Source organism: Serratia sp. SSNIH1 (genome assembly GCF_002935055.1).
Lineage (GTDB): Bacteria > Pseudomonadota > Gammaproteobacteria > Enterobacterales > Enterobacteriaceae > Serratia > Serratia nevei.
Genome location: NZ_CP026383.1, coordinates 3827469 through 3844211, shown reverse-complemented (window position 1 = coordinate 3844211; position 16743 = coordinate 3827469). Strand labels below are relative to the sequence as shown.

Annotated in this window: 11 protein-coding genes; 10 read left to right on the top strand and 1 reads right to left on the bottom strand. The window is 57.7% G+C overall.

Features of this window, described 5'->3' with window-relative positions; genetic code table 11:
- The first annotated feature begins 3 nt into the window (after nt 1-3).
- From C3F38_RS18520 to C3F38_RS18495, 6 genes are read left to right on the top strand one after another with little or no spacing between them, the layout of a single operon-like run.
- Nucleotides 4-369 carry a PAAR-like domain-containing protein gene (locus tag C3F38_RS18520; RefSeq protein ID WP_038872288.1) on the top strand — a complete coding sequence of 122 codons (366 nt, stop codon included), beginning with the start codon at nt 4-6 and terminating at the stop codon, nt 367-369.
- A 9-nt stretch (nt 370-378) separates the two neighbouring features.
- Entirely contained in the window at nt 379-885 is a 507-nt protein-coding gene (locus C3F38_RS18515) for a type VI secretion lipoprotein TssJ (protein ID WP_038872284.1), read from the top strand.
- 1 nt (nt 886) lies between these two features.
- Nucleotides 887-2245, top strand: coding sequence for a type VI secretion system baseplate subunit TssK (gene tssK, locus C3F38_RS18510; RefSeq protein WP_038872282.1), 1359 nt, complete (start codon nt 887-889; stop codon nt 2243-2245).
- Entirely contained in the window at nt 2242-3753 is a 1512-nt protein-coding gene (icmH, locus tag C3F38_RS18505) for a type IVB secretion system protein IcmH/DotU (protein WP_038872280.1), read from the top strand. The genes tssK and icmH overlap by 4 nt, the downstream gene beginning before the upstream one ends.
- A 35-nt stretch (nt 3754-3788) precedes the next feature.
- Complete coding sequence (gene tssM / locus C3F38_RS18500; RefSeq protein ID WP_048234389.1) at nt 3789-7268, top strand: type VI secretion system membrane subunit TssM; 3480 nt, start codon at nt 3789-3791, stop codon at nt 7266-7268.
- Nucleotides 7269-7293: 25 nt separating this feature from the next.
- The gene (locus tag C3F38_RS18495; protein WP_004935323.1) at nt 7294-7647 is read left to right on the top strand and encodes a DUF6277 family protein; all 354 of its coding nucleotides are present in this window, start codon (nt 7294-7296) and stop codon (nt 7645-7647) included.
- A 262-nt stretch (nt 7648-7909) separates the two neighbouring features.
- Here the strand turns inward: C3F38_RS18495 and C3F38_RS18490 are convergent, their stop codons facing one another.
- Nucleotides 7910-8137 carry a hypothetical protein gene (locus C3F38_RS18490; protein ID WP_019453435.1) on the bottom strand — a complete coding sequence of 76 codons (228 nt, stop codon included), beginning with the start codon at nt 8135-8137 and terminating at the stop codon, nt 7910-7912.
- Between the two features lie 238 nt (nt 8138-8375).
- On the opposite strand from C3F38_RS18490, the gene C3F38_RS18485 reads away from it, so the two are divergent.
- The 4 genes from C3F38_RS18485 to C3F38_RS18470 all read left to right on the top strand — a co-directional run bounded on the left by C3F38_RS18485 (nt 8376) and on the right by C3F38_RS18470 (nt 16742).
- A complete protein-coding gene (locus tag C3F38_RS18485) occupies nt 8376-8666 on the top strand; it encodes a hypothetical protein (RefSeq protein ID WP_038872271.1) in 291 nt (96 codons plus the stop codon).
- Between the two features lie 703 nt (nt 8667-9369).
- Nucleotides 9370-9945 (top strand): LuxR family transcriptional regulator, encoded by a 576-nt coding sequence (locus C3F38_RS18480; RefSeq protein WP_038872267.1) that lies wholly within the window; start codon nt 9370-9372, stop codon nt 9943-9945.
- 106 nt (nt 9946-10051) lie between these two features.
- Nucleotides 10052-10921 (top strand): hypothetical protein, encoded by an 870-nt coding sequence (locus C3F38_RS18475; RefSeq protein WP_038872265.1) that lies wholly within the window; start codon nt 10052-10054, stop codon nt 10919-10921.
- A gap of 34 nt (nt 10922-10955) precedes the next feature.
- Complete coding sequence (locus C3F38_RS18470; RefSeq protein WP_055316467.1) at nt 10956-16742, top strand: non-ribosomal peptide synthetase; 5787 nt, start codon at nt 10956-10958, stop codon at nt 16740-16742.
- The last annotated feature ends 1 nt before the right edge of the window (nt 16743 follow it).

Genomic DNA, 16743 nt, shown 5'->3' with positions numbered 1-16743 from the left:
ATCATGACCGCAGCCAACAACAACACGGCCGGGATCAGCTTCGCCGGCTGTGACCCGATGATCCCGGCGCCGGGCCCGAATACCGCGCCCAACAATACCGGCATACCGAACGTGCCTAACTATTTCCTTTGCGGCGGCAATGAACAGAACATCGGCAGCATTCGCGTGGCCACCGTCGATTCGGGCGGGGTGATCGGCGCCGCCTCGGGGACGCATTCGGCGCAGATGCAGCCGATGCAGGGGTCGGGGAAGTATTTCACCGGCGGCATGCCGGTCACGCGGTTAGGTGATTCCAGCACGACGAACAACAACAACATGGTCGCCACTCAGGTCGCGCCGAGCCAGACCAAATGTTTCGTTAATGCATAGGAGTTCAGCATGGTGAAAACGCTCCGGGGGATCGCAGCAGGGGGACTGTTGGCGGTGGGGATGCTGAGCGGGTGCAGCTGGTTTTCTCACGACGAAGCTGCGGATGCGGGGCGTCGATTGCGGTTTATCGACGTCGAGGTGACCGCGAACGACAACGTGAACCCGAATGCGGCCGGGGAGGCGCAGCCGGTCAAGGTGTGCGTCATCGAAACCAATCGCTCGGGGTGGATGCCCGACGGTATTGGCGATGGTGCCCCTTGCCGCGAGACGGCGCCGTCGGAAGGGGCGCTGAGCCGGCACCAGAGCATTTTGCAACCGAGGGAGACGCTGCGTTATCGCTTCGAGGTGCCGGCGGGGCAAGAGCGATGGGTCGTCGTGGGGGCGGAATTTCAGCAAATCAGCGGGGTATTGCCGCTCGCCGAGCAAAAATCGCCCGCGCAGGCTGATTCGCAAATGAAGGTGATGGTGGGGATGACGTCACTCAGCATAGTGACTAACGACAAAATGGATGAATGACATGTTACCTAAACAACGCGTCGCCTGGGTAGAAGGCATGTTGATGGAACCGCAGCATTTCCAGCAGCAGGAACGTTTTTTCGAGCACTTGATTGAAGCGCGCTTGCGCAGCGTCGAAACCTTTACCTGGGGGTTCCTGACGCTGGAAATCGACAACGGACTATTGGAGCAGGGCAAGTTTGCGCTCAAGAAAGCCAAGGGCGTTTTCCCCGACGGCACGGCGTTCAGCATGCCTGAGGATATTCCGCTGCCGCCGCCGCTGGTGCTGGGAGAGGGCTGCCAGGGGAAAGTGGTGTGCCTGTCCGTGCTGATGGACATTGCCGGCAATGCCCAGATCGATCTTATCCAGGATGAGCGGAAAAGCAGCCGTTTTCGCACCATGGACGCCGACGTGCCGGATCGCAACCACGGGGTCAGCCTGGAGGGAACGCCACGCGTGTGCACGATGCAGCTGGGGAGCCTGGTGACGCGGCTAAGTCTGGAAGATGCGGTCAGCAGCGCGGAAAGCGTGCTGCCGGTCGGCTTCGTGCGCGAACTCACCAGCGATCGTCGGGTGCTGCTGGATGAGCGCGCCCTGCCGCCGATGCTGGATTTCCGCGCCATCGGCTGGCTGCCCGCGTTCACCACCGAATTGCTTGGGCTGATCAGCCAGCGTCTGGAGTCGGTGTTCCGCCCGGACGTGCACATGACGATCGGCGGGCTGTCCGAGCTGTTGGAATTGCTGCTGCTGCAAACCTTGAGCGAGTTCAATTTGCGCATCAGCCAACTGTTGGCCAGCCCGCAGGTGCATCCAGAAACCCTGTTCGACACGCTGCTGAGCCTGTTGGGGCGGCTCAGCATCATTCCCGGCGGCGAGCGGCTCTGGGACCGGGCCGACTTGGTATATCTGCACGATGAACCGCACAACTGCTATTTCCAGCTGTTCGCCTCGATTCGCCGCGCGCTGTCGCTGGTGATCGAAGCGCCGGCGGTGGCGCTGCCGTTTATCGATCGCGGCGACAGCATCTACCTGTGCCCGAACGACTCGCAGCTGCGGCTGGAAAAACTGGTGTTTGCCGTCAGCTGCGGTTTGTCCATCGAGCATCTGCGCTCGTATTTCCCCGCGCAGGTCAAGCTGGGGCCGGTCGAGAAAATCATTCAGCTGATCGATCTCCAATTACCGGGCGCTCGCTTGCTGCCGATGGCTTCGCCGCCGCGGCACATACCGTATTACCCGAACAGCATCTACTTCGAGGTGGATCATGCCGACCCGATTTACAAGGAAATGATGGGCGGCTCGGCGATGGCGCTCAGCATCGTGGGTGATTTCCCGGACCTGCGTTTTGACGTCTGGGGATTAAGGCAAGGGAGGGTGGGATGAACGAATTCGAGAGGAAAATCCGCGAGGCGATGGCGGTAACGCGCAACAACGCGAACCCGCGTCTCCCCACGTCCGGCACGGTGGGCAAAACCACGGCGGAAATCGCCGCGCTGTCCTTCGGCGCGCGGGCGCTGGCGGCCAAGCTGCGGCCGGGAAGCGCCGGCGTGGCGGCGCCCCCCGAACATCCGGCGTATGAAGCGGAAACCGCCGCCCCGGAAAGCGCCGAACCCGCGCCTGGCGATCGCCAGGCCGATGCGGCGCCGACCTCGAGCGGGCTGTTTGGCCGCGCCGCGCTGAGCAAGCCCGGGGTGATGATGGGCCACTGGGACAACCCGCTGATCGCCGCCGCCATTCCGGTATTGCTGCAGGTGGAGCGGGTGCGCGATCAGAAGCAGCTGAACCCGGCGGCGGTGCGTGCGCAGATCGTGCGGGAGATTCAACAATTCCAGCAGACGTTGCTGGCAGATCACGTTGCGCCGGGCGATGTGGACAAGCTGGCCTATCTGCTGTGTTCCTACGTGGACGAGTGTTGCATGAGCACGCTGGAGTCCGGGGAACTGAACCTCAGCCTGCTGGTGGAGTTTTATCGCGATGCCTGGGGTGGGGAAAAATGCTTCGAGCACCTGCAAGAGTATCTGGCCGCCTCGCCGCGCAACAAGGAGATCCTGGCGTTTTACGATCTGATCCTGTCGCTGGGGTTTGAGGGGCAGTTCCACGTGATGGAGCGCGGCGCGGTGCTGTTGGCCGACGTGCGCAATCGCCTTGACGGTTATCTGTACAGCCAGAATCCGACGCAGACGCTGGCCGATGCCGAACCGAGCAAAGTGGTGCGCAAGGCCACCCGTATCACGCCGCTCAAACTGCTGTGCTACGGCCTGGCGATAGCGCTGCTGGCGTATGCCTCGGCCGCCTGGTATCTGCATGACCAGTCCCGCGCGCTGCGCAACGCCATTCTGGCCTGGACGCCGCCGCAGCCGCGCAAAATCAACATTATGGAGACGCTGCCGCAGCCGCTGCCGCAAATCCTCAGCGAAGGGTGGCTGGAGGTGCGCGCCGATCCGCGCGGCTGGCTGCTGATCTTCACCTCCGACGGCGCCTTTGCCACCGGGCAGTCGAAGCTGTCGGAAGAGTTTAAAAAGAAACGCAACATTGAGCGTCTGGGGGAAGCGCTGGCGCCGTGGCCAGGCGATCTGGAGGTGATCGGGCATACCGACAACAAACCGTATCGCAACACCTCCAACAACTCCAACCTGAAACTGTCTGAAGCCCGCGCGCAGACGGTGGCCGACAAGCTGCGGGAATCATTGGCCAACAGTAAATACAACCGCACCGTGACGTCGGTCGGCAAGGGCGATCAGGAGCCGCTGGACGACAACGCGACGGAAGAAGGGCGCCGCCGCAACCGCCGGGTGGACATCCTTTGGAAAATCGGCGAGAGGGAGATGGCTTCACCGTCTGCCACGTTGAATCAGGCAGGGGTAGCCGCCGAGGTCCCCGAGGATAACTAAGACATCCGTCGGCGTAGAGATAATAAGGAAATTATATGATACGTAGATCATTCATATTGGTGATTGCCTTGCTGCTGTGTGCGGTGGTGTGGTGGATTGGGCCGCTGATCGCCATCGGCACCTACCGGCCGCTGCTGTCGGTTTGGGTCAGAGGCATCATCATCGCCCTGATCCTGTGCTGGGCGCTGTGGCCGTTCGTGGCGACGTTTTTATCCTGGGTGTTCCGCCACGCGCGGGCGCCGGCCCCGGCTAAAAGAAAAACCGCGCAGCGAGATCGCGTGACCTCACGTTTTTACGACGCCTTGCGCACCTTGCAATACGTCGGCACGTCGAAGCAGCGCACCCCCTGGCAGCGTTTCAAATACCGCCTGACGCGCCGTTATATCAGCGAAAAGCCCTGGTTCCTCGTCATTGGGCCGCCGGGCAGCGGCAAAACCTCGCTGATCGGCGAAAGCGGCGAACGTTTCTTGCTGGCTGAACACTACGGCCTGCAGCAGACCGTGGACGTCGGGCCGACCCAGGATTGCAACTGGTGGCTGGCGGAGAACTCGGTGTATGTGGACACCTCCGGTGAATGGCTGCAGCTGAACGGTCTTGGCGAAGACGGCGCCAGGGCGCGCGATACCCTGTTCAAACTGATCAGGCGCCACCGCCGCCATCCGGGCATCGACGGCATCATGCTGTGCCTGGATGCACGCTGGCTGCTGCATGCCTCGCTGACGGAAAGAAAATCCGTCGCCGATGCGCTGCGCGTGCGCCTGCTGGAAATGGCCTCATGGTTCCGCTGCGAGCTGCCGGTCTATCTTACCATCAGCCACCTCGATCAACTGGTCGGCGGCGAGACCTTCCTGTCGATGCTGGGCGACGACCTGTTGCAAAAAGGGATGGGGTTCAGTCTGAACCGGGCCGAACAGGGCGAAACCCCGTTCGAGCAGTATGAAGATCTCTACCGGGAGATGGTGGCGCGCGTCAGCCATCACGTGCTCGAACTGCTGCACGATGCGCCGGATGGCCAGAACCGCCAACAGCTGCTGTTCTTCACCGAGTCGTTGGGATCGCTGGGCAACCCGCTGTATTCGCTGCTGGAGCAGATTTTCCCGCAAACGCCGGTGGGCTACGCCTGCCATTTGCAACAGGTATGGCTGGGCAGCACCATCGCCTTGCCGCCGCAGGGCGCGATTTATAACGCGGAAGCGGCGGATATCTATGAAGCCCGTCCCACCGGGCGCATTTACCACCCAGAGCTGAATTACGCCAGGCAGGAGCGCGGGGTGCTGCAGCAGTCTTCTCACGCCAGGCCGCTCGGCAGCCGCATGAGTTCCCTGGGCCGCTATGTGCTGGTGCTGGTGCTGCTGGCGGTCTCTTTTAACCTGCTGGCGATGCGTTACCTGTGGGAGAGCGATTACATCTCTTACATTGCGGCGCGTTTTGACGAAACGAAGCGCATCGTGCGCGAAATACCGGTCACGAACCGCGTCAGCGACGATGTCATCGCCGCCTATGAGCAGTTGGGATACATGAACGCGCAGCTGGGCGGCGAGGTTTCGCCGGTGCCGAATCCCTATTTCGAGCACAAGCTGATCAACAGCGCGGCGCAAAAGACCTATCAACGCCATTTGCTGCAGATTTTCTGGCCGGCGGTGGAAAACTATATCGCGGACGAACTCAAGAATGACGTTTCGGCGTCCAATAAGGACGTCTACGGCACGCTGAAAGTGTATCTGATGATGGGCGAACCCTCGCACCGTTCCGCCGAGGCGCTGGTCGACTGGTTCATGACGCGCTGGGATAGCTTCATGCCGCAGGGCTACACCGACATGAACAAAGGCATTTTCGCTTACCACCTGCGGGAAATGTTCTCTCTGCCGAATGCGCCGGTCATGAAAATGAACGGTGATCTGCTGCGCCTGGCGCGGGTGAAAGCGATGAATATTCCGATGCAGGTCAGGGTGGTGCGCCGCATCGAAGAGAAACCGCTACCGGCGGCGATCAACGACATTTCGTTGGCCGATGCCGCGGGGCCGAACGTGTCATTGATGCTGCGCCGCAAGAGCCAGGCGACGGTCACCGATACCGCCGTGCCGGGGTTCTATACCCGCGCCAGCTACCGTGATGTTTTCCTGGCGCAGCTCGATGACGCCGCCAAAGACATGATCGAAGAAGAGTCCTGGGTGCTGCGCGACAGCGCGGAAGGGAAAAACGCGGTGAACTCGCTGGCCTCGGCGCAGAAGCTGGCCGACGAGGCGAGGAAGCTTTACCTCATCGAGTATGCCGATAAATGGGATGCCTTTATGCGCGACGTGCGCGCCCGGCCGGTCAACGGGCTGGAGGATGCGGCGATATTGGCGCGCCAGCTGTCCGATCCTTCATCCCCGCTGGCCAACCTGGTGCGTTTCGCCGCGCGTGAAACCAGCATGACCGGCACCAACCAGGGCGATGCGGCGAGCTGGTTCGATCGCCAGCGCAATCGTATTGAACAGCAGCGGCGTGACATCCTCGGCGAGATTTCCGGCGAGCGTGCGCGTTTTCGTCTCACGCCGGAACGCGCGGTGGAAGACCGTTTTGAGCTGCTTCGCCGCCTGGGGTATCAGCTGTTGCAGACCACCAACGCCAGCAACGATCCGCTGAGCCGCAGTTTCGAAGCGCTGTACAGCCAGCTGACCACGCTCTCCACCTCATTGCGCGGTGGCCAGGTGGTGCCCGCCGGCGGCACGCTGAAGCGGCTGCAGCTGGATGCGGCGCGTCAGCCGGAACCGGTGCGCAGCGTCATGATGGATCTGTTGCAGGTCGGCGACAGCCAAACGATCCAGCAGAGCCAGAAGAACCTGAGCAAAGGGGCTTCATCGCTGGCTTCCGGGCTGTGCAAGGGCAGCATCAGCGGGCGCTATCCGTTCTCGCGCAACGCCAGAGCGGAGGTCGGCATCGAGGACTTCTCGCGCATGTTTGGGCAGAACGGCGCCATGCAGCAGTTCTTCGATGAAAACCTGGCCGCTTACGTGGATGTCAACGCGCAGAAATGGAATGCCAAACCGGGGTCTGAGGGGATCGTCAATGCGAGCACGCTCGGCGCATTTGAAAATGCCCGTTTGATTCGCGACACCTTCTTCACCGCCGGCGACAAACTCTCGTTTTCCATGTTCATCAGGCCGCTGTCCCTGACGCCGACCATCACGGAAGCGACCCTGGACATCGATGGGCAGGTGATTAACTACAGCCATGGTTTTAGCCAACCCACGCGTATCGACTGGCCCGGCCCGAAAGGCGGCAGCTATGTTCGGCTGACCTTCCGCACCGGCACCGGCCAGATCCAGGTCGCCAGTTTCGACGGGCCCTGGGCCCTATTCCGGATGTTCGACGCCAGCAATCCCGTGCCGCTTTCCAGCGACAGGCGAGAGCTGACGATGTCGATGTCTTCGGTGGTGGGCGTGCTCAAACTGGAACTGCGCTCGACGATGAAAGATTTCCCACTTTGGTCACGGGCGTTGCGAGGATTCTCGTGCCCGAAAGCGATGTAAACACAACCGTAAAGAGGTGATAAACATGTTAGATCCAGCCAAAATTTTAGAAACCATGAAGGCCGGCGGCAATTTGGGCACCAACTCCCAATCGTCGCTGAGCCAGCCGTTTATGCAAGGCGTCAGCAATATTCAAATGTCGGGGCCGGATGCGGCCAAGTCGGTCATGAGTAACGTGACAAAATCTTGCGATGATATGTTCGGCAATATGAAGGGCATTTTTAATGGGTTGCAGTCGAATGTGAACGCACACCAAAAAATGCAAACGGGCGAACAGCCGAAAGATTTTAATGTTTCTATGGACGATCTTCGCCCGGCGATTGCGAAAGGGTTCCCGCACGAAATGGCGGACTTCTTTTCCAAAGTGCCGAAACTGTAATCTGCGACTCGGTGGGTAATTTACCGGGGGGCCGAAATGCCCCCTGGTATTCACAAGGAGAAGTGAGATGATCAACGAATGGATGTTAAGAAATGCCAACAAACGCATGGGCTTTTTTATTGTGGTGGTCCCCAGCCTGTTTTTTTGGATGATGCTTTTTCTGACCTTTTATCTTTTTTGATTCTTTGAGGTAAAAAAAAGCACCCGCTAAGGTGCTTAAAGTGAAACGAATTAAAAAATAGGAAGGGATGAAAATGCGTTATTACAGTTTTGAAATGATCTGCAATCCGCTGGAGATCAGCGCATCGACGGCCAGACCAATACCTTTACCGATGGTGCCGACAACGGTTTTGGCATCCGGGTTAACACCGGCAATCGCGGAAATGGTATCAATACCGGTTCCCACTGCACTGCCAATCAGTGTCCCTACGTCACCAAAAAAACCAGCACCGTTCACTTGTTCAATTTCAATTGCGGATAATTCTTTCATGATTGAAACTCCTTTTTCAGTTAGCCCTTTACTTCAGGCAATTTCATTATTGCAAATCAGGTCTTTTTTTCAACAGAAGTATTACTGTTTTTTATACTATTCTGTTGTTTGTTATTTTAATTTCGTATCGTTAGAGTATATATTGCCGAAGCCTGATTTTCGTCTCCCCCGTTTGTGCTGAATGAGGGATGCCGGTTTTTATTTTCAATCTGAATGACCTATATCCGAAGGGGAGTTTATGAAGGTTTTGACGACACCGGAAAGGCCTTTCCGCTATGAAGATCTGGCGGAAAAAATTGTCACCGAGGCCAGAAGCCGCTTGGGCTGCGCCGCTCTGCGATTTTTAGACTGCCTGATCCAGGGGTATGGTCCGCCGGTGATTGTCTTTGATATCTATAATAATCACGGTAAGTTGCAAACGGTGAAACTGATTCTCCCCATCGGAAGTCATAAGCAGTTAAAAAAAGATCACCTCGGGCTGATCGCCTGCCTGGAGGCTAAAAAACTGGTGAGGTTAAAAAAGATATAAACAATGATCCGCATCGGCAACGCCGATTGCGTTCTTCTTGTTTTTCGTCACATCGCTGAATAATCTCTGTCCCTGCCTGGATTCTCTTATATCCGCGGACGATGCGTTCGCTTTTTTTCAACCCATCAACGCATTTTTTTTGGAATCACTTATCGTCATAAAGTGTAGCTTTTCTTTATGCATTTTTTTTACAATAGGATTAATATGGTTATAGGGTTTTTTAATATGGCTTGTCGGGGTAAAGGTACATCTCGAGATAAAGCATTATGCCACCTTTCTTCTAAGTAAAATCCTAATACATAATCGGATGCTCTTAACAATCAATACAGAGCCGTGTTATGTTCTATATTATGTTTTTTTTCGATATTTATCTGGATATATTGCGCTCTTGGAGTAAAATTAACTTATCAGAGAAAGCACTTGGCACCGTGCTGCCGATGGCAATGATGCACTATAAATATAACTTACGGTAACCCATTACCTTGTAAAACGCGGTGCTTCCCCGCGTCTTGCTTTTGTGTGCTCGCCAGGGCTGATGAGTTTATATCATTATATATAAAATACACTTTTTGCGAGGCGAAGACGTTTCCGTATCGCATATAACGCTTTTTTATTAAAAAGCATCTCAAAACTAAAAAATAATCACAGCAATCATATTGCAGTAAGGAGAGTGGGCAAGCGTAGTCAAAAGGGAGGTTTGTTTATGGAGCGCGTCAATATTGCTATCGTCGATCAAAATCAATTTTTCAAGCTTGGGTTGGGGCTCGCCTTGCAAGAGGGTTTTCTCCAGAATGGTGTCAAGGCCAAGATCACGGGAGAGGAACGGGCCAACATTATATTTCGGGCACCGGATAAGCGGGTGTCCATCAATTTTTGCCATACCCAGCTTTTGCAGGGCAATTTTTCTTCTATTCCGCTCTATTTTTCAATACTTGAGCATAAAACGATTTTTCCAAAAATCCATTGCAATCTAGAGGCCGGAAGCATTACGCGCAAAGACGGCGTGGCGGCGATCGTGGATAAGGTCATGTCTTGCTATCGCAAGAAAAACAGTTTGGTTTCAAGCTATTGCCCGCGTTGCCGCACCCAGTTGACCTTTAGCGAAGGGAAGGTGTGCCGTCTGATTCATCTGGGATACTCGCAAAATCAAACTGCGATGTTGCTCGGCATCAGCCCGAAAACGGTCAGCATTCATAAACGCTCTGCGATGAGAAAACTGAATATCGATAACAATATTGAATTCTTGCGCTGGTTAAAAATGCACAGCGACTCTTGTTAATGGAGAGGGGGGAAGTGACGATCTGATTCGGTATTTTTACCGGCGCGGGCGGCGATCGTTCATGGTTGCCGCCTGGCATGGAATCGGTTTTATAGGGAGATAAAACATGGCTGGTTTTGTAAGGGAAACGGTTTCCAAAAATCATTTCAAATTATTGCAGGACCTTTATGGCAGAGATCTGGGCGGGGAGCGTTTCCTGCACTGGAAGCATCTGCTCGATCCGCATTGTGATGCGCCAAGGGAGAAGACGGGCATATTCTACAAGGATCGGGAGCGTTATCTCGGGATGTTCGTTTCCAGCTTTTATCCCTTTAAGATCAACGGTGTTAATGTCAATGTCAATATGCTTGGCGATCTTGGCATCCATCGTCAGGTAAAGTCCTCCACCGTATTGAAAGACTTTTTCCTGCAGGCCAGACGGTCGGATGTGGCGGCGGATATCTGCTTTTCCGATGACAGGAAGATCCGGGTTTACGAAAAAATATTTAGAAAGTATTTAACAACCAATACCCAAATCTATCCTTATGTCGAATTAACCTTAAAGCCTGACAAGTTTATGGCATTTCGTTTTGCTGAAAGTGGGCTCGCACAGCAGGCAAGCTTCATCAATAATTTAGGGCGGGAAAAAGATCGCCGCGCCTTTGAGTATATTGAAAAACACCCCCTGTACCATAAAATTCATTATATCAACAAAGGCAGCCACTACGCCGTGATTGGCTGTTCTCATGAATGTGCCGAACTCTTGGATATTTCCAACCCTTCCAGGGAGTGTTTTTCTTGGGCCATCGGTGTGTGTCGGCATCTGCATAGCCGTTGCAAGGTAATGATCCCCCTCGCTTTTTATAAGTCAGTTTGCGCTCAGGCGGCGGAGGTCATTTCAGAAAAACGCATCAACATGCTTATCGGCTATTACTCACAAAAGATAAGCGATCTGATGCCGAAAGAGGTTTGGGTATGCCGCATGGATCGCCGTTAAGCAGGGCTTGTGTATTCTAAATGGAGTGTTTGTCATGGAAGAAATTCCTGTATCACCCTACTCAAAAGTTTTTATCGATGAATATGATCGCTATCCTGAAGGCTGCAATTACAACGTATTGGTGCTGCAGCGAATTGAGGGCGCGCTGGATCCCATCCGGTTGCAAGCCGCGCTGAATGCGCTGGTGCAAGATCATGTTCTGCTGAACAGCCATATTCATGAACAGGATGGCGAGCTGTATTGGCGCCGCAATGACGCAATCCATCCGTTGCAGCATTACACGGACCGTACGCTGCTGACGCAAGTGATTCGCCGGCCCTTCGATATTTACCGCGGGCCGCTTTATCGCTGGGCGCTATTCGCCGAGGGAGAGCGGCGCTATACCTTGGCGTTGGTCGGCCATCATCTGGTGATTGACGGCGCCTCTTCCGACGAGTTTTTCACCCTGGTGAGCCAGTACTATCGCCAACAACGGCTGGCGACGCGCGTCGAGGCGGCCGAGATCGCCGCCGTTAACCGGCAACTGCAACAGGAGGTGAAGCAACTGGCCGCCGATGGGGCGCTGGCGCATTGGCGCGCCGAAGCGGAAAGTTTGGGCGCGCTCGAGGTACCGTTTGAGCGAAGCGGCGCCGGCCGTGAAGACGAAGCGGGCGAGCTGCGCTTCCACTGTCCCAAAGCGCAATGGAAAGCGCTGAAACAGGCCTCGGGGATTCGGCGAGTGAATGATTTCCTGGCGTTGCTGGTGCTGTGGGGCATCTTGATGGCGCGCAGCGGCAATCAGGAAACGGTCTACATCAGCTATCCGGTGTCGATAAAGAAGGGGCAAAAATTTGCGCTCGGCGGCCATGTGAACACCAGCGTGTTGCCCCTCTCTTTGCGTGACGGCGCGAGTTTTTCCGACGTTTATCGACGGGCGCTGGCATTTATTACCGCCGCGCCGCCGCAGTCGCGCCAACGTTTTAACCAGCTGCCCACGCAAGAGGTGGTGCGGGCGTTGGGGATCCGCGCGTTGCCGATCTCCTTTGCCCAAACCAACTTGCGCGATGCGGCATTGCCGCTGGCCGATTGCGTCACCTGGCCGCTATTCGAAGCCAATCACGACATGGCCAGCGCGGCGCTCTCGCTGGAATACGAAGACCGGGCCGATATTGATGCGTTGCAGTTCCGGTTGCGCTTTCGCCAGGGCATGTTTGACGAGGAAGACATGCGCGACTGCGCGGCGCATTTTACTCGCCTGATGCAACAGGCGATGAGCGCGCCTGACGCCCCGTTAAGCCACATGGCCTTCTATCCCGCCGCCGACAGGTCACCGTCGGATAATGAGAGTCTCCCGCTGCCAGGGGAGACCCTCAGCGCCCGTTTTGAAGCGATCGCGCAACGCTACCCGGAAAATATCGCGCTGGAGTATGAGGGGCTGCGCGTCAGCTACCGTGAGTTGAACGGCATGGCGAACAGCCTGGCGCGCGAGATCGTGCTTCGCTATGCGTCGGTGACCGGGGCCGAGCCCCAGGCGGACTCGCCGATCGCCTTGTACAGCGAAAAAAGCCTGGAAATGGTCGTGGCGCTGCTGGCGGTGCTGAAAACCGGCGCGGCCTATGTGCCGATCTCCTGCCATTATCCTCAGGCGCGTATTCGGCATATTCTTGAGGAAACGCGGGCGGCCTTGGTGATTGCCGGGCCCTCTATGCAGACGGCGGCGGAAGCGTTGGCGGCGATGATGCCGCATCCCCAGGCCGTGCTGACACTGGGCGATCTGAGCCGTCTGCCGCATGAACGACATAATCTGCCGGTGGTCACCGCTGCCGAACGGCTTGGCGCGATCATTTATACCTCGGGGTCGACGGGAGTGCCGAAAGGCGTGATGCTCGAGCAGCAGGCGATGTGCGGGTTGGCGACCGCGTCTGGCATCGCGATCACGCCCGAAGATGTCTTGTTGTTCCTGTCCAGCCCGGCGTTCGACGCGGCGACGTTCGAAGTGTGGGGCGCCTTGCTCAACGGCGCCAAACTGGTGGTCATCCGCGACACGGAAGATATCGCCGGCGATGTGCCGCAGCTGGAAGCGCTGCTGCGTCGGCAGCAGGTGTCGATTCTTTGGGCCACGCGCAGCTTGTTCGATCATCTCTACCTCAGCAACCCCGATCTGTTTGCCGGGCTGCGCTATCTGCTGGTGGGCGGGGAGGCGCTGACCGCCACGCTGATGCAGCGCCTGGTGCGGCAACCCCACCGTCCGCAGTGGGTCATCAATGGCTATGGCCCCACCGAATGCACCACGTTCACCACGATGTACGCTATCGCTCAGGACGAAGCGCGCAGCAGCATTCCCATCGGCAGGGCGATACCGGGGCGTGAGCTCTACGTGCTGGATCGCTGGCGGCAACCGCTGCCGCCGGGCTTGGCCGGCGAGTTGTATATCGGCGGTTCGGCGCTGGCGCGCGGTTATCTCAACCAGCCGCAGCAAACCCAGGCGAGTTTCATCGAGTTGCACGGCCGGCGCCTATACAAAACCGGCGATCGGGTGCGTTGGCTGCGCGACGGCAATCTGGAATATCTCGGCAGAAATGATTGCCAGGTGAAAATTCGCGGATTCAGGATTGAACTCAGCGAGATAGAAAATGCGATCAATGCCCTGGAGGGCGTCGAGAAAGGCGTAGTGGTGGATGTCGTCCATCGGGAGAGCAAGCGCCTTGCCGCCTATTTGCTGATGGCGCGGGGCGTGGCCTGGGATCCTGCTGAGCTGCGCTCCCGGCTTGAACGCCGTTTGCCGGATTATATGGTGCCGTCCAGCTATGTGGAGATTGACGAGATACCGCTGACGGTTAACGGCAAGTTGGATCGCTCGGCCTTGCCCGCGCCGCAATTTGCGCAAAGCGGGCGTTATGCCGCGCCGGAGAACCCGCTGGAGGCGCTGATTTGTTCCCTGTGGTCGAACATTCTTGGCGTGGAGACCGTGGGCATTGACGACGACTTTTTCCGATTGGGCGGCGATTCGATCCAAAGCATTGTGTTCACCAGTGAATTGAGCAAGTCGGGTTACCACAGCAACTCGCGTGCGGTGTTCGAAACCAGAAATGCGCGGGCTCTGGCCCAGCGCATTCTGCGGCAGCAAGACGCGGTTACCGCGCTCAACGAACAGGGCGAACTGCAGGGCGAATTCGAGCTGCTGCCGATTCAGCGCTGGTACCGTGAGCTGGCGCCGAATCGCAGCGCCTTCTTCAACCAGACTTTTTTGGTGCGGGTACCGCCGATGTCCGCCGAACAGGTCGCCGATCTGGTGGCCGCGCTGGCGGATCAGCATGACATGCTGCGCGCGCGTTTTAGCGTCGATGACGCCGGCGTCATCGTGTCGCAGCGCTACCTGTCAGCGGCCGACGGCGGCCCTTCATGGGGCTACTATGACCTGGCGCTTTGTCGCCAAAGCCGCGCCGAGCTGCTGCGTCAATGGCAATCGGGGCTTGATCCGATGACAGGGCCGATATGCCGCTTCGTTTACATCTTTGACAGCCGCGCCCCCGGCTACGCGCTGATGTTCTGCGCGTTTCATCATCTGATCGTCGATGTGGTTTCCTGGCGCGTCATCGTCAGCGATCTGCAGCGGTTGCATCAGGGGGAATCGCTGCCGGCAAAAGGCACCAGCTACCGCCAATGGGGAGAATGGTTAAGGCAATACGCGGCAACCCGGCAAGACCAATGCGCTTACTGGCTGGCGATGATCGCCGGGCAGCCCGATTACGCCACGCTCAGCGGCGTGACGCAGGCCCCTGAATTTTGCCGCTTCGAGTGCGATGTGGCGTTGACCGCGCTGCTGATGGACGGTTGCCACCAGGCCTACAACACCTCGGTGCGCGAAGTGCTGTTAGCGGCCCTGGCGCCGGTGCTGCAGGCATGGCACGGCAGTGCGGACAGTTACCTCACGCTGGAACACCATGGCCGCGATATCAATGACGATAAGATCCGGCTTGAGGGTACCGTCGGCTGGTTCACCGCCTTGATGCCCTTGCGCATCACCGCGCACGAGTGCCAAAAAACCACGCTGCGCGCCATCAAGGACAGGCTGAGAAAGATGCCTGACCACGGTATCGGTTATTCGGCGCTGAAATACGCTTCAGCGCCGGGCGATGAGGTGCCGGCTTGCCTGCGGCGCCACCGCCTGCCGGCCATTTCGTTCAATTATCTCGGCGCGTTCAACGAGCAGGCCGACGACGCGTTATGGGCCTTGATCGACCAAACGGCGGATTTGGAAAATGGCGCGATGCCGGTCAGCGGCAACGTATTGGATCTGGTGCTTTATGTTCACGACGATCGGCTAAGCATCGTCATGTCAGGTCTGCTGCCGCATGAAACGCTGTCGCGGATCGGGTCGCACTATGTCGACAGCCTGTCGGCGCTGGTCGAGCACTGCTGCCACGAAGCCGGCAACGGCGTTTGTCTCGCCAGCCCGGGCGACTTCCCCCATGCCGACGTCAGCCTCGCCGAATTGGATCGCTGGCAGCAAAAGCATCGCCTCGCCGCCGTTTTCGAAGCCACGGTAACCCAGCGAGAGTTGATGTATTTCAACCGACTCAACCGCGAGTATCAGATCGATCAGGCGGTTTATGAGATCGCGGGGCCGTTGCAGCCGGAGGTGTTGAATCAGGCATGGGCGCTGGCGCTGCAGCGGTTTGAAATGCTGCGCGCCGGATTTGACGATCAAACCCGCCGCGGCCGGCCCAACGTCTTTATCTGCGAGACGCTGCAGGCGCCAATCGCGATGGACGATTGGTCGGATACCGCGCCAGCCTCTCTGGAGGAACGGATGGAGGCGCTGCTGGCCCGGGAGAGGGAGACCGCGTTTGAGCTGGATGCGCCGCCGTTGATTCGCTGGCGCCTCATCAGGTTGCATGCGGACGAGCACTATCTGGTGCAGACCTTTAACCACATTCTGTTTGATGGATGGTCGCTGGGAGTCTTGTTCGGCCAGTGGTTCAACGATTACCTCGCCCTGTTGGCGGGCAGGGTGCCGGCGCTGGAGATTAACCGATTCGAGCCTTTTGCCGCCCATGTGCGCACGCACGGCAATGATCCTGAGGCGCGGGCCTTCTGGGCAGACTATTTGCGGGATGCGCCGGTCAATCAACGCTTGCCGCTGACTGCCGCACCGCAGCTCGTACCGCAGGGGCGCCGGATGCGTCAGCATGGCGACGAATTCTCCAGCGCGCAGATGGCGCGCCTTACCGCGTTTTGTCGGCGGCAGGGGATCACGGTCAACCAACTGACGCAGCTGGCCTGGATGCTGGCGCTGGCCGAGGCGCTGGCTTGCGATGATATCGCCATCGGCACGACCATGAGCGAGCGCCCGGCCGACATTGAGCAGGTGCAGACGCTGTTTGGCCTGTGTGTAGCAAGCCCGGTGCTGCGGCTGCGGGCGATTCGCCGCCGCCCCCTTTATGAGCTGCTGGATGACATTGCGGATTCACAAACCTTCCGGCAGAAATACGCCTTTTCCGAACTGAATCGATACGACGAGAATTGGGTGCCCACCTCGCCGTTCGGCAGCCTGTTCGTGTTCGAAAACATGCCGAAACCGGCGATGGATCCGCGGCTGCCGTTTCAGTGCCGCGTGATGGATATCGTCAGCGGCAGCAATCACCAAACGGTGCTGTGCCTGTTCCCCGAGGCGGAACGGCTCGCCATTTCACTGTTTTATGATTCCCACGAGATCGCTCGGGAAAACATCGTCGAATTGGGCCGACGTTTTCTGATTATTGCGCTCGCGATCGCCAATCTCCCGCCCGACAGCGACATCTGCGCTGAGGACGGGATAATCCAGGCTGAGGAGGCATGAT

Excerpts from the sequence above, each read along its gene's own strand:
- C3F38_RS18520 (WP_038872288.1), top strand. The coding sequence starts at position 4 with ATGACCGCAGCCAACAACAACACGGCCGGGATCAGCTTCGCCGGCTGT.
- C3F38_RS18515 (WP_038872284.1), top strand. The coding sequence starts at position 379 with ATGGTGAAAACGCTCCGGGGGATCGCAGCAGGGGGACTGTTGGCGGTG.
- tssK (WP_038872282.1), top strand. The coding sequence starts at position 887 with ATGTTACCTAAACAACGCGTCGCCTGGGTAGAAGGCATGTTGATGGAA.
- icmH (WP_038872280.1), top strand. The coding sequence starts at position 2,242 with ATGAACGAATTCGAGAGGAAAATCCGCGAGGCGATGGCGGTAACGCGC.
- tssM (WP_048234389.1), top strand. The coding sequence starts at position 3,789 with ATGATACGTAGATCATTCATATTGGTGATTGCCTTGCTGCTGTGTGCG.
- C3F38_RS18495 (WP_004935323.1), top strand. The coding sequence starts at position 7,294 with ATGTTAGATCCAGCCAAAATTTTAGAAACCATGAAGGCCGGCGGCAAT.
- C3F38_RS18490 (WP_019453435.1), bottom strand. The coding sequence starts at position 8,137 with ATGAAAGAATTATCCGCAATTGAAATTGAACAAGTGAACGGTGCTGGT.
- C3F38_RS18485 (WP_038872271.1), top strand. The coding sequence starts at position 8,376 with ATGAAGGTTTTGACGACACCGGAAAGGCCTTTCCGCTATGAAGATCTG.
- C3F38_RS18480 (WP_038872267.1), top strand. The coding sequence starts at position 9,370 with ATGGAGCGCGTCAATATTGCTATCGTCGATCAAAATCAATTTTTCAAG.
- C3F38_RS18475 (WP_038872265.1), top strand. The coding sequence starts at position 10,052 with ATGGCTGGTTTTGTAAGGGAAACGGTTTCCAAAAATCATTTCAAATTA.
- C3F38_RS18470 (WP_055316467.1), top strand. The coding sequence starts at position 10,956 with ATGGAAGAAATTCCTGTATCACCCTACTCAAAAGTTTTTATCGATGAA.